This is a genomic window from Janthinobacterium amylolyticum (assembly GCF_051380655.1).
Lineage (GTDB): Bacteria > Pseudomonadota > Gammaproteobacteria > Burkholderiales > Burkholderiaceae_D > Janthinobacterium.
Genome location: NZ_JBNYXL010000001.1, coordinates 148,537 through 161,054 on the forward strand (window position 1 = coordinate 148,537; position 12,518 = coordinate 161,054).

Sequence of the window (12,518 nt, forward strand, 5' to 3'; positions counted from 1 at the left end):
GCCCGTAGAGCGTGAGCTTGCGTTCGGCCATCCACTGGACGATGGCAGGGTACTAGACTAGCTAATCCGCATGTCCTTGTCGGGCGTGCCAATGAATCGTCGCCGTTCAAGCACTGATCAGCTTGATATCTGCTATCCGCTCCACCAGCCACACGGCCGCCACCACGGCGATGGCCAGCGAACCGACGGTCAGCACTTGCCGGTAGAACCAGGTCTTGCGCAGCAGCCAGGCCAGGGGCAGGAACGCGGCGACGATGGCCAGTTGTCCGATTTCCACGCCCACGTTGAAGCCGAACAGGCTGGCCAGCAATGAACCCTGCGGCAAGCCCAGGTCGCGCAGCACGCTGGCAAAGCCGAAGCCGTGGATCAGGCCAAACACAAAGGCGGCCACGGGGCGCTTGCCGCGGAACAGCGGCAGCAGGTTGTTCAGCGCGGCCAGGATCACCGAGGCGGCGATGGCCGACTCGACCCAGCGCGAGGGCAGGGACACGAGCGACAGGCTGGCCAGCGTCAGGGTGATGGAATGGGCGAGCGTGAAGGCCGTGACGACTTTGAAAACGTCAATAAACGCCGCCTTCAAACCCAGAGGCAAAGTCTGGGGTCGGACCCTCAGGGTCCGACCCCAGCTCTCTGCCGTCGGGTCTAAACGGTCCGTGTCATTTGGTCTTTTCAGCAGCACGGCCGGCAGCAGCAGCGACAGCAGGAACAGAATATGGTCGTAGCCGATCCAGATATGCCAGATGCCGTGTTTCACGTACGCGCCGAACTGCGCCAGGCGGTCGGGCGCGGCCAGCGAGATGTTCTGGCGCGGGCTGTCCGGGTCGAAGATGGCCGTTTGCGTATTGTCGCCGCTGGCCAGCTTCAACAGTCCCTTGTGCTGCGGGTCGAGGTCTGCGAACAAGGTGTAGCCGATGGAAAGAGTGGCCGGCGCGGCGCCGGGGCAGGTGGCCTGGAAGCGCAGCACGTTGTAGGCGCCGTCCGTATGGCTGTCGATCAGCTGCGCGACGGCTTTTAACGGGCATACGCCCTGGTTGCTGGCCACCTGCAGGCGCTGCAAGGCATAGGCGGCGATGGCGTCGTGGCGTGCGCGGATTTCATCCCATGTCAGGGCGCCGTCGCCATTGCCATCGAGGCCGATGGCGAAATCGAGGTCGCGCAGGGCGATGTCCCACTGGCCCTCGATCTGCTGGCCATGCACGGCGAGGCTCAGGTAGCTGTCGCTGGGCTTGTGCGCCTGCGCGGGCGCGAGCCAGGCGCACAGCAACAGGAACAGGACGACTACGCGCCGCTTCACAGGACACCCGCCTTCCTGGCGGCACTCACTTTTTGTCCATCCAGCGGCCCCAGTTGCCTGATCAGGCGCTGCAGGGGCACGTCTTCCACGCCATTTGCCGCCACCCAGGCCAGCACGGGTTGCGCGGCCGCGTAGTTGCGCGCGGCCAGGGCCGCTTCCAGCAGGATGCGCATGTCCGGCACTTCCTTCTGGATGGCCCAGTTTTTCTGCGCCAGCTGCAATGCGGCGGGCAGGTCCTGCTGCAGGAACAGGGCGAAACGCGCCTGTTCGCGCTGATGCACGGTGTCGCCGCGCTGCATGGCGGCGTGGAAGCGCGCGGCCAGTTCCGCTTTCGCCGCCTGGAATGGCGCTTGCTGGCCGGGCAGCGCCTGCAGGGCCAGCGCATGGCGCAGCAATAAGGCGTCGATGCGTTGCTGGTCCTTGAGCAGCGTGACGACTTCCTGCGGGCGCCGCTGGTCGAGCAGGAAATCCGTGTAGGCACCCAGCAGATAGCTGTCGCGCGGCTGCCGCGCCAGCGCCTTCTTGTAGCGCGCCTCGGCCAGCGCCGTCTCGCCGCGCCGCGTGGCCATTTCCGCCAGCAGCGTCAGGGCCCAGCTTTCCAGCTCGGGCGCGGCGCCGGCGCTCCTCTGCAAGGTCAGGTCCAGCAGGCGCTCGCTGCTGGCGGCGCGGCCCGTGACGCTGGCCACGTTGGCGATGCAGGTGACGGTAACGAGCTGCGTCGTCAGTGCCGACAGGCGCGCGCAGCTGGCCGTCGCTTGCGCGTAGTCGCCCTGCACGGTGAGCACGGTGGCGCGCGTCAGCCACGCCTGCCCATTGCCCGGTTCCTGCGCGATGACGGCGTCGAGATCCTGCAGCGCGGGGCCGAACTGGTGGGTGCTTTGCAAGATGGTGGCGCGCAGCAGGCGCACGGGCACGGGCGGCGTGGCCTGGCGCCACCAGGGCGCCAGCGCCGCCTGCGCGTAGCCCAGGTAGCGCGGGTCCGTCTCGCTGCGCGCCAGTCCGATGTAGCGCTGCGCCAGGCCGCTGGCCAGGGCCAGGTCTTGCGGGGTGGTATTCAATTGCTGGCGCAAGGCGCGCAGTTCAAGCTGCGTGGCGTCGGCGCGGCGCGGCAGCTGCTCGATGACGGCGCCGCCGTCTTTCGGCGTGTAGGGCGCGGCCAGGGCCAGCGCGGGCAGGCAGGCGCACAGCAGGGAAATGGCTATTTTCATCGTCGGCGCAGGCGAAGGTAGAAGGTAGGGGCGCCGCAGAGTTGCCTGTGCGGCGCCCGCAGGGGCTTACAGCGGTACCGGCTCCGTGTTGTCCGGCGACGTCGCCATGATGGCGTCGATGCTGACGCCTTCCTTGTCATCGCTGGTGGTCAGGATGACGTTGCTGACGGCCACATAAAAGGCGTCGAGCATGGCCACCGGTGGCGGGTTGACGCCGCCGCTGCCGCTATCGGTGTGGCTGCTGCCGCCACCGCAGCCAGCCAGCAGGGCCGTGAGCGCCAGGGCGCCGAGTGCATGGTGCTTTTTCATCGCGTTCTCCTTACATCTGTGGCGAACCGGCCACGGGATTTTTCAGGTAAGGGAAACCGGCCGTGAACGCCGTTTCGTCGAGGAAGGCGCCGTCCGTGAAGTGCAGGCCGCCGGCGGGTGCATCGGCCGGGGCGCAGCCGATGTTCAGGGTGCACAGCTTGCCCATGGCCACGCGCAGCACCACGTCCACCACGTCGTCGCCAGGGCGGCGGCCGTTCGGGAACCCCGCGTTATCGCCGCCGATGACGCCAAGGCGGTTCTGCGCGCCGACATTCGTGGCGGCGATCGAGGTATTCAGGCGCAGCATTTCGGACGCCGTCACGGTGACGGGCTGGTTCACGCCCTTGATGCCCGTGAGGAAAGTGGCCACCAGGTCATTGCGGGGGAAGTTGGTGGGCGCCTTGGCGCCGGCCGAGCCGTACAGCACTTCCACCAGGGCGGGAGCCGTCGGATTGGTGACGTAGTCGGCGAACTGCACATCGCCCGATGGCTTGCTGGCATTGAAGCGGTCCTTGTCCTTCAGGCCGATCACCAGTTCATTCACCAGCGGCATGCCGAGGCGCGACACTTGCACCCAGGCGCCGCCTTCTTTCGACGCAGCCGTGCTGGTGCCTGGCGCCGGATTGAGCAAGCGGCCCTGGCGCAGGCTGGCCGTGGTCCAGCCGCCGATGACGGGGTCGGCGCCCGCCGTCAGGCAGGCGGTCGGCACTTCCATCTCGATGGCCGTGACGTTTTTCTTCGCCAGGTCGTCCTTGGCGGCCGATTCCGCATTCGCGGCGAATTCCGTGGCGGGCGCCTTGATGTTGATCAAGTCGAACGTTTCGCCCAGGTTCACCACGAACGGATCCTTGCGCTGGCCGACAAACAGGCGTGCCGGCGTGGCGCAGCCGGGAATATTCACGGCATACACGTGCTGCGCGGCATATGCGGCGTAGTTGGGGATGGCCTTGTTGCCGATATTGTCGACCGGCTTGTCGAACGTCGTGCCGCCGCCCGTGGCATTGGTCACGCTGCTGCGCGTGCCGCTGCGGCGGTCGCCCCGCACCACGGTGACGCTGTAGGTTTCGCGCACGTTCAGGCCGGCAGGGTTGACGGTGTCGATGGCGCCGCCGTTGATCACCAGCGGGATCGAGACTTTCTTGCCGCCCACGGTGAACTGGCCATCCTTGATGGTATTGGTGAAGCGGAACTGGAAGGTGATGTCTTCCTTGCCGTCGCCATTGTTGTCGATGTGGATTTCATACAGGGCGTTCGGGTCCATGGCGAAGTAATTCGGCCCGCCATAGGCATCCTGCAGGGGAATATAGTCGGCCACCAGGGTGGTATAGGCGCCGCGGCCTGTTTCATAGCTGCGGAACATATAGAAGTCGGTGGCGTCGACTTTCGGGTTTTGCGTGATGAACGGTGCTTCGCGGTGGCTGGAAGCGAAGGCCGATGGCGCGATGGCCATGGCCAGCAGGTTGCCGAGGATGGCGGCGCCCAGTGCGGTTTTCGAGTGGAACAAAGACATGTCGATTCTCCCTGAATTGTTATGCGCAGTGACAGGACTTGCTGGAATTACGGTGCTGCAACACTTGTACGGCGCACCAGCACGATCAGATTCAAATCCTTACGATTTATTTTAGGTAGGGGAATGAACGGCCGTCGATCGTCAGGGGCTGGCGCACCGGATCAATCTACGCGTGTATTTCAGTTCAGCAAGAATATAAGTTTTGTGGATAGGAAAAGACAGGGCTGCGGCTGCTGGCGATAGCCTGTTGCCCTATGCCGTCAGGCATGGCAGGGCTGCCGCCTGCGCGTGAAAAGGCGTGGGAATGTGTGACTTTGCGGATATGAAGTCGATAGACACGAAAAAGCCGCTTGACCGGCGCCAGCGTTGCGGCGACAGTGCGCTCACCAGGCCAGCACTCTGGGGCCGATGGCGGCGCCGATGGCGGTCGGCACCAGCATGCCCAGCACATACCAGAAGCCGACGAAGCTGGCGGCCAGTTCCGGGCAGTGCAGGCAATAGACGAGGGCGGCCATGCCACCGGCGGCAAATCCGGCAGCCGCGCCCGCCTGGCGCAGCTGGGTGGGTGCCAGCTGGCGCATCAGGCGCAGCACGGCGGCCAGGATGGGCAGCGACAGCATGGCGATCAGCAAGGGGCAACTGCGCCAGGTGGCACCCCAGAACAGCTCTGCCCGCTGTTCGGCTGGCGCTTCGTTCAGGATGATGGCGCCCAGCGCCCACATCAGGAACAGGGGCATGGCAATCAGCAGGGGCAGGGCGCGGGTGGCCGCGCCCGGCACGCACAGGCGGCGGCTCACATGCCAGGCCGCCAGGGAGATGCAGATGACGAAACCGACCTTGATCCAGAAGTCGGGCAGCAGGATCAGCTGTTCCAGGTTCGGACGCACGCCCAGCAGCATGGCCATCAGTGCCACGCTGGCCAGCACGCCTGCGCCCACAGTGGCAGCGGCGCGCCAGGGGGCGCCGGGCGGCGCGGCGGCAGCCACGTCCGGGCCGCTGGCCAGCATGGCGATCAAGTCATCGGTTTTCATGATGCATTCCTTTCATTGCTTGTTCGTATGTTGGCCGCCAGTGCCTTCAAGCCGCGATGCACGGCCACTTTGACGCTGGCTTCCGACATTCCCATGGCGGCCGCCGTGTCACGCACGGACCAGCCGTCGAGTTTGGTATGCACGATGGCATCGCGCTGTTGCGCCGGCAAGGTATGCAGCAGGACGGCCAGGTCGCGGCTGGCCTCGGCAGCGTCGGCATCGGCGCTGGAAAACAGTTCCTGCGTACTATCCTCCTCGTCATATGGCAAGTGCTGCGCTTCGCGCCGCGCATGCCGGCGCAGCCAGTCGATCAGTTTATAGCGCGCGATCGCATGGATCCACGACGTCAGCGGTACACCCGTGTCATACGTCAGGCGCTGATTGTGGATGGCCAGCAGGCATTCTTGCACCAGGTCTTCCACCTCGTCCGGCCAGCGCTGCAGGCGGCGCCGCAAAAACGCGCGCAAATGGCCGCTGGTGGCCTGCAAGAAGCTGCGATAGGCCGCCGCATCGCCATCGAGCCCGCGCAGCATCAGGCCGTGCAGCCGCAGTTCCGTGCCATGCAGATGTTCGCTTACTGGTATTCGTTGCATGCAGGCCTTTGGTGACAGGCGATGAAAAAAATAAATCGCAGATTATTTACGGGCCGCTGTAACCAATCCGCACGGGGCGGCGAATTGACAGGCAAGCACCGTTGTTCACTCAACGTTTCTTGAGTCAACGTCTCTTAATTCAATATACCGGCTAACGACCATGGATATCAAGCACCGACTTGCAAGACTTTTTCTCCCCATGCTGAGCCTGGCCGTGGTCATGCCGGCCGGCGCGCAAATGGATGCCAGCCAGCGCTGCACGGTGAAAAGCGGACCGCGGACGGCGGCGCTGGTGGAACTGTACAGCAGCGAAGGCTGCTCCAGCTGCCCGCCCGCCGACCTGCGCCTGAATGCCTTGCGCCAGGAGCTGGGGGCAGGGGCGGACGCGGCCAGCCTGGTCGTGCCGCTGGCGCTGCACGTGACGTACTGGGACCAGATCGGCTGGAAGGACCCGCTGGCGCAGGCCCAATTCGACGCGCGCCAGGCCGAGCTGCTGCGCCACCAGCCCCGTCACGTGGCCTACACGCCGCAGTTTTTCGTCGGCGGCACGGAATTGCGCGGCTGGGATACGCAGCTGCCGGCCGCCATCCGCCGCATCAATGCGACGGCCGCCGCCGTGAACATCAGCCTGTCCGCCACGCCGGGCGCCGCGGGCAAGCTGCTGCTGGAAGCGGAGGCGGCGGCGCCCGACGCGCGCACCGGTGGCGAACTGTACGTGGCCATCAGCGAAAGCGGCATCGTCTCGAAAGTGCTGCGCGGCGAGAACCGCGGCGCCACCCTGCATCACGACGCGGCCGTACGCTTGTGGCTGGGGCCGGTATCGCTGGCGCAGGGCCGCGCCCAGCTGCGCCGTGAAGTGAACCTGCCCGCCAACTGGCGTGCGGAACAGCTGCACGTGGTCGCCTTCGTGCAGCGCGCCGGCGGCAGCGCCATCCTGCAAGCCGTCAGCACGGCGCAATGCGCCAAAGGAGTGCTGTGATGTCTGCCCACGCCATCGCGACCACGACCATCCACCCCGCCTGGCTGCGCATCACGCACTGGCTCAACGCCGTGGCCGTGGTGGTGCTGGCCACCAGCGGCTGGCGCATCTATAACGCGGCGCCGTTCTTCCCCTTCGAACTGCCGCGCGCCCTGACCCTGGGCGGCTGGCTGGGCGGCGCCCTGCAATGGCACTTTGCCGCCATGTGGCTGCTGGCGGCCAATGGCTTGCTGTATCTGCTCATCAATATCGTCTCGGGGCGGCTGCGGCGCCAGTTCTTTCCCCTCTCGCCGCGCCTGCTGCTGGCCGATTTTGCCGCCGCGCTGAAGGGCAAGCTCGCGCATGCCGACCCGCGCCACTACAACATGGTGCAGCGCGCCGCCTACCTGTTCGTCATGCTTGACTGCATCGTGCTGGTGCTGTCCGGGCTGGTGCTGTGGAAATCCGTGCAATTTCCCATCCTGCGCGAGTTGATGGGCGGCTACGAGAGCGCGCGCCGCGTGCATTTCATCGCCATGGCGCTGCTGGTGGGCTTTGTCGGCGTGCACCTGGTGATGGTGGCGCTGGTGCCGCGCACCTTGCTGGCCATGCTGCGCGGGCGCTAAGGAGAAACCATCATGAAAAAAACCATCATCGTGCAGGAGCAGGGCCAGGCCATGCTGGCAGACGCCCTGCGCCAGATCGCGCAGCCATCGCGGCGCCTGTTCCTGCAGCGCGGCCTGACCCTGGGCGGCCTGTCCTTGTTGACCGGCTGCAATGTCAGCGACCAGTCCAGCATCGAGACGGCACTGACGGCCGTCTCGCGTTTCAACGACAAGGTGCAGGGCTGGCTCTTCGATCCAGGCAAGCTGGCGCCGACCTATCCCGACTCCATGATGACAAGGCCGTTTCCATTCAACGCGTATTACGGCGAGGACGAGGTACAGGAAGTCGACGGCGACGCCTGGCGCCTGGAACTGAGCGGTTTGATCACGGACAAGAAATCGTGGAGCCTGCCGCAGCTGCGCGCCTTGCCGCAGGAAACGCAAGTCACGCGCCACATCTGCGTGGAAGGCTGGAGCGCCATCGGCAAGTGGGGCGGCGTGCCGTTCTCGCATTTCCTCAAGCTGGTCGGCGCCGACACGACGGCGAAATATGTGGGCTTCAAATGCGCCGACGATTACTTCACCAGCATCGACATGGCCACGGCCCTGCATCCGCAAACCATCATGGCCTTGACGTACGACGGCGCGGAACTGCCGCCCAAGTACGGCTACCCGATGAAACTGCGCATGCCAACCAAGCTGGGCTACAAGAATCCCAAGCACATCCAGGCCATCTTCGTCACCAACAGCTACACGGGCGGATATTGGGAGAACCAGGGCTACAACTGGTTCGGCGGTTCCTGAACACGTTGAGCAGCAGCCGTAGCACAGCAACAGCTTTACCACCGGGCAATTTTGCCCATCCAACCTAGAGACAAGGATTCATCATGAAAACCACCATCACCGCCATCATCGCTTCCGCCATCCTCATGTCGGGCGCCGCTTTCGCCCAGGACGCCATGAAAAAAGACGCCATGGCCAAGGACGCCCCGGCCGACGCCATGCACAAGGATGCGATGCACAAGGATGGCATGGAGAAAAAGCCGATGGCCAAGAAGCACATGAAAAAGGATCACATGGCCAAGGATGGCATGGCGAAAGATGCCATGGCCAAGGACGGCATGAAGAAAGATGAAATGAAAAAAGATGGCATGGCCAAGGATGCGATGGCCAAGTAAGACTGGCTGCCTTGCGTCGCCTTGAGTGAGGCGGCGCGAGGCCAGTTTGCCGCCAGGCCTTGACTGCGCACACTCGCGCAGTCAAGGCCTCAGGCGCTGTTACGGCTATGATGGAAATACAGATAGACCAGGCCGATGGGCGCAATGATGGGCGCCAATATCAGGCAGGCCAGCATGCTGACGATCTTGAACGATATCATCAGGACGGCGCTGACAAAAAAGACATTATCGCCAACAATAAATTCGACCATGCTTTCATACACAAAGCGCGAATACGGATACAGCGGAACGAAGACGAGCATCCACCATGGCATGGCGCGATCGGGGTGTGTCTCATTGGCAGCGGAAAACACCCAGAACAGCAGGCCAACCATCAAGGCGGCGAAGAAAAGCTGACGAAAATAATATTGTCTGGACAAGCCGCCAAAGGTTTTTGCCAGTATTGAATACATTTTTGTCATGCAAAAGTTAAATGTTGATACTACATTGCCCAGGCAGTATTTCCAATGGGAAACTTTGGCGAAAATGAATTAAGCATGCCTGCGTAGCAGGTTCAGAGTGCCGCCAGCAGAAAAAGTTTCCATGGCAAGCGTGAAGCGGCGGCAGATCAGCCTGCCACATACGGGTTTGGTGTAAGCTGAATGCCCCTAATTTCCTCCATGCACCGTCATTCATGAGCGAACCATCTGCCACCGCGCTGTCCGCAACGGCGACGACTTCCGACAAACCCCTGCGCCGCCGCGCGCTGTTCGCCGCCTGTGGCGCGCACGCCGTGCACGACGGCCTGACGGACGTCATCTATGTGTTATTGCCGATCTGGCAAGCCCAGTTCAGCATCAGCTATGCCATGGTGGGCCTGCTGCGGGGCGCGTACTCGGGCATGATGGCCGGATTTCAATTGCTGGCCAGCCGCCTGGCGCGGCGCTGGGGACGCGAACGGCTGCTGGTGGGCGGCACGGCGCTGGCCGGACTCGCCTATCTGATCGCGGGGCAGGCGGGCGGCCTGGCCGTGCTGCTGCTGGCCTTGCTGCTGGGCGGCCTGGGCGCCAGCACCCAGCATCCGCTGGCGTCGTCCATCGTCACCGACACGCACGAGGCGGGCGGCGGCGTGAAAGAAGCGCTGTCGCACTACAATTTCGCCGGCGATATCGGCAAGACCCTGATACCCGCACTCGTGGGCCTGCTGTTGCTGGTGTGCAGCTGGCAAGCCAGCGTTTCCTTGCTGGGCTTGCTGGGCCTGGCGGCGGCCGGTTTGTTGTGGTGGCTGCTGCCAAAAGCCGGCGACATCCAGGCCAGCCAGCCAGCAGTCGCCAAGCCGATTGCGGGGAATGGCGCGCCCGCCAGCTTCCGCGCCTTGCTGGCCACCGGCACCCTGGACAGCGCCGTACGCATGGGTTTTCTCACCTTCTTGCCATTCCTGCTGAAAAGCAAGGGCGCGGGCACGGCCGGCATCGGCGTGGCTTTATCTCTGCTGTTTGTGGGTGGCGCCTTCGGCAAGCTGCTGTGCGGCTACCTGGGCGCGCGCATCGGCATGATGAAAACCGTGTGGCTGACGGAATCGATGACGTCGCTTCTCATCGTGCTGGCGTTATGGCTGCCGCTGGCTGGCGTCATGGCCATGCTGCCCTTGCTGGGGCTGGCGTTGAACGGCACCTCGTCCGTGCTGTACGGCGTGGTGCCGGAACTGGCCGCGCCCGGCAAGCGCGAGCACGCGTTTGCCCTGTTTTACACGGGCAGCATCGGCGGCGGGGCGCTGTCGCCCGTGCTGTTCGGCGCCCTGGGCGACCATACCAGCGTGCCTGCGGCCTTGCTGGCGCTGGCGGCACTGTTGCTGCTGACCTTGCCGCTGGCGTGGCGCGTGCAGAAAGGGCTGGCGCGATGAGCGGGCAGCTGGCGCAGGGCGACTGGTTTGCGCGGGAACAACTGCACCGCGCCGCGCGCGATGGCGACGTGCGCGAGATGCGGCGCTTGCTGGACGCGGGTTTTTCTCCGCAGCTGTTCGATGACCTGAGCCGCACCCCGCTGCACTATGCGGTCGAGGGGGAACACTACCGCGCCGCCGCGCTCTTGCTGGATGCGGACGTGCCCGTGAATCTGCATGAAGAAGAAAAGATCGGCGAAACGCCGTTGAGCCTGGCCGTGCAGGGCGACTATGTGGAAATGGTCGCGCTGCTGCTGCGCCATGGCGCGGACCCGGATATTCCCGGCTGGATGGGGCTGACGACACGCCTGCGCGCGCACAAGCGCAAGGACCAGGTGGGCAGGCAGATCGCCGCGCTGCTGGCGCGCCATGCGCCCGCTTGCGCCAGGAAATCACCGGCTTGACCTGCGCACTTGCCCGCCAGCCGTGCCATCGTCTACACTCGCCGCATGAAAAATTTTGAAAAGCGGCGCGACCGCTATGACTTGTTCCGCAAGTTCGACAATCCGCTCGTCAACATCAACTTCCAGCTCGACGTGCCCGACTTTCGCCCATACTGCAAGGCGAATAACATACCCGTGTTTCACTTCTTCCTGTTCTGCCTGCTGAACACCGTGAAGGAGATCGACAATTTCATGTACCGCATCTACCAGGGCGAAGTGATCAAGATCGACGATTTCCCCGGCTCGTACACCGTCATCAATGGCGACCAGAACCTCAATTACACGAGTTTTGCCATGACGGACCAGCTTGATGTATTCATCGCCCGCAGCCTGGCAGCCAAGCGCATCGCCGAAGCCAGTTCAGCACTGATCAATACGGGCGAGCATTTGAGCGAACGCGAGCAGCGCAACAGCATTTTCATCACCTGCCTGCCATGGCTGGAGCTGGCCGCCATCGAGCATCCCGTCTACCGCCACCGCGACGCGGATATCCCCACCTTTACCTGGGGCAAGTTCGGCCCGGCGCAAGAAGACGGCCGCATGCGCGTGCCGTTTTCCGCGCAGGCGCATCACGGCTTTGTCGACGGCTACCACGTGCAGACACTGGCGCAGGCCTTGGCGCAGCGTATTGCCGCCATTATTGCCTAGTCCAGATAGCCGCTGGGCGCCTGCCCCAGCACGCGCCGAAAGGCGGCCGTGAAGGCGCTGGGACTGGCATAACCGAGGTCCAGCGCAATGCGGGTGACGGCCTGGCCCCCGGCCAGACGCGTGATGGCGGCCAGCAGACATGCCTGCTGGCGCCACTGGGCAAAGCCGAGGCCCGTCTGGGCGCGGAACAGCCGGGTGAAGGTGCGCCGGCTCATGCCTGCCTGCGCCGCCATTGCGTCCACGCTGATATTCTGGCTGGGCTGTTGCAGCAGTTGCGTGCACAGCCGGGCCAGGCGTGGCTCCTGCGGCAGGGGCGCGCTCAGCGGCAGCGGCGCCATGGCGGCGATTTCGTCTAACAGCAAGGCCATCAGCCGTCCCCCGCGCGATTGCTCCACATATAAAGCATCGACGGTGACGGCTTGCTGCAGCAGCTGGCGCAGCAGGGGCGAGGCATCGAGCACCTGGCAATGGCGCGGCAAGCCCGCCGTGGCGACGGCAGCGTCGTCGATGAATACATTATGCATGGTCACGGCGCCATGCATGCGCATGCCGTGCGCCAGGCGCGCCGGCACCCAGCACGCCCGCTGCGGCGGCACCAGCCAGTTGCCCTGCGGCGTGAATACGCTGATGGCGCCCCGTGCCGCGTATGCGAATTGCCCGCGCGCATGGCAGTGGCTGGCAAAGACAGCATCGGGCGCATGGTCGCGCGCCGTGGCGATCAGGGCGCGCGGTACTTCCGTGTAAAAATCATCCATGGCCCGTACTCTACAGTATTTGACCTGGCGTCGAAGGCGGGCTGGTGCGTGCGTGTCTACCATGC

Annotated in this window: 15 protein-coding genes; 7 read left to right on the forward strand and 8 right to left on the reverse strand. The window is 64.4% G+C overall.

Annotation, left to right across the window (positions count from 1 at the left end):
- Nucleotides 1-106: 106 nt before the first annotated feature.
- From ACQ4WR_RS00680 to ACQ4WR_RS00705, 6 genes are all read right to left on the reverse strand, one after another.
- Complete coding sequence (locus ACQ4WR_RS00680; protein ID WP_436484620.1) at nt 107-1,294, reverse strand: HupE/UreJ family protein; 1,188 nt, start codon at nt 1,292-1,294, stop codon at nt 107-109.
- Nucleotides 1,291-2,502, reverse strand: a complete 1,212-nt coding sequence (locus tag ACQ4WR_RS00685; protein WP_436484622.1) for a hypothetical protein — start codon at nt 2,500-2,502, stop codon at nt 1,291-1,293. Before ACQ4WR_RS00685 ends, ACQ4WR_RS00680 begins: the two co-directional genes overlap by 4 nt.
- Before the next feature lie 66 nt (nt 2,503-2,568).
- The gene (locus ACQ4WR_RS00690) at nt 2,569-2,811 is read right to left on the reverse strand and encodes a hypothetical protein (RefSeq protein WP_436484624.1); all 243 of its coding nucleotides are present in this window, start codon (nt 2,809-2,811) and stop codon (nt 2,569-2,571) included.
- Nucleotides 2,812-2,821: 10 nt separating this feature from the next.
- The gene (locus ACQ4WR_RS00695; RefSeq protein ID WP_436484625.1) at nt 2,822-4,321 is read right to left on the reverse strand and encodes a DUF4331 domain-containing protein; all 1,500 of its coding nucleotides are present in this window, start codon (nt 4,319-4,321) and stop codon (nt 2,822-2,824) included.
- Nucleotides 4,322-4,704: 383 nt separating this feature from the next.
- Nucleotides 4,705-5,352, reverse strand: a complete 648-nt coding sequence (locus tag ACQ4WR_RS00700) for an NrsF family protein (RefSeq protein WP_436484627.1) — start codon at nt 5,350-5,352, stop codon at nt 4,705-4,707.
- Nucleotides 5,349-5,945 carry a sigma-70 family RNA polymerase sigma factor gene (locus ACQ4WR_RS00705; RefSeq protein WP_102295586.1) on the reverse strand — a complete coding sequence of 199 codons (597 nt, stop codon included), beginning with the start codon at nt 5,943-5,945 and terminating at the stop codon, nt 5,349-5,351. Before ACQ4WR_RS00705 ends, ACQ4WR_RS00700 begins: the two co-directional genes overlap by 4 nt.
- A gap of 199 nt (nt 5,946-6,144) precedes the next feature.
- Here ACQ4WR_RS00705 and ACQ4WR_RS00710 point away from each other — a divergent pair, with 199 nt between their 5' ends.
- The 4 genes from ACQ4WR_RS00710 to ACQ4WR_RS00725 all read left to right on the forward strand — a co-directional run bounded on the left by ACQ4WR_RS00710 (nt 6,145) and on the right by ACQ4WR_RS00725 (nt 8,686).
- The gene (locus tag ACQ4WR_RS00710; RefSeq protein ID WP_436484629.1) at nt 6,145-6,924 is read left to right on the forward strand and encodes a DUF1223 domain-containing protein; all 780 of its coding nucleotides are present in this window, start codon (nt 6,145-6,147) and stop codon (nt 6,922-6,924) included.
- Nucleotides 6,924-7,529: a cytochrome b/b6 domain-containing protein gene (locus ACQ4WR_RS00715; protein WP_436484631.1), complete on the forward strand. Its 606-nt coding sequence runs from the start codon at nt 6,924-6,926 to the stop codon at nt 7,527-7,529. The genes ACQ4WR_RS00710 and ACQ4WR_RS00715 overlap by 1 nt, the downstream gene beginning before the upstream one ends.
- Before the next feature lie 51 nt (nt 7,530-7,580).
- On the forward strand, nt 7,581-8,312 hold the full coding sequence (locus ACQ4WR_RS00720) for a molybdopterin-dependent oxidoreductase (protein WP_436485366.1): 732 nt from the start codon (nt 7,581-7,583) through the stop codon (nt 8,310-8,312).
- An 83-nt stretch (nt 8,313-8,395) separates the two neighbouring features.
- Nucleotides 8,396-8,686 carry a pentapeptide MXKDX repeat protein gene (locus ACQ4WR_RS00725; RefSeq protein ID WP_436484633.1) on the forward strand — a complete coding sequence of 97 codons (291 nt, stop codon included), beginning with the start codon at nt 8,396-8,398 and terminating at the stop codon, nt 8,684-8,686.
- 89 nt (nt 8,687-8,775) lie between these two features.
- Here the strand turns inward: ACQ4WR_RS00725 and ACQ4WR_RS00730 are convergent, their stop codons facing one another.
- Nucleotides 8,776-9,138, reverse strand: a complete 363-nt coding sequence (locus ACQ4WR_RS00730) for a hypothetical protein (protein ID WP_436484635.1) — start codon at nt 9,136-9,138, stop codon at nt 8,776-8,778.
- 221 nt (nt 9,139-9,359) lie between these two features.
- Between ACQ4WR_RS00730 and ACQ4WR_RS00735 the strand changes: the two genes are divergently transcribed.
- From ACQ4WR_RS00735 to ACQ4WR_RS00745, 3 genes are read left to right on the forward strand one after another with little or no spacing between them, the layout of a single operon-like run.
- Nucleotides 9,360-10,568, forward strand: a complete 1,209-nt coding sequence (locus tag ACQ4WR_RS00735; RefSeq protein ID WP_436484637.1) for an MFS transporter — start codon at nt 9,360-9,362, stop codon at nt 10,566-10,568.
- Entirely contained in the window at nt 10,565-11,011 is a 447-nt protein-coding gene (locus tag ACQ4WR_RS00740) for an ankyrin repeat domain-containing protein (protein ID WP_436484639.1), read from the forward strand. Before ACQ4WR_RS00735 ends, ACQ4WR_RS00740 begins: the two co-directional genes overlap by 4 nt.
- A 45-nt stretch (nt 11,012-11,056) precedes the next feature.
- Nucleotides 11,057-11,698: a CatA-like O-acetyltransferase gene (locus tag ACQ4WR_RS00745; protein ID WP_102295615.1), complete on the forward strand. Its 642-nt coding sequence runs from the start codon at nt 11,057-11,059 to the stop codon at nt 11,696-11,698.
- Here the strand turns inward: ACQ4WR_RS00745 and ACQ4WR_RS00750 are convergent.
- Nucleotides 11,695-12,453 carry an AraC family transcriptional regulator gene (locus ACQ4WR_RS00750; RefSeq protein ID WP_436484641.1) on the reverse strand — a complete coding sequence of 253 codons (759 nt, stop codon included), beginning with the start codon at nt 12,451-12,453 and terminating at the stop codon, nt 11,695-11,697. The two genes, ACQ4WR_RS00745 and ACQ4WR_RS00750, sit on opposite strands and share 4 nt — an antisense overlap.
- Nucleotides 12,454-12,518 lie beyond the last annotated feature (65 nt).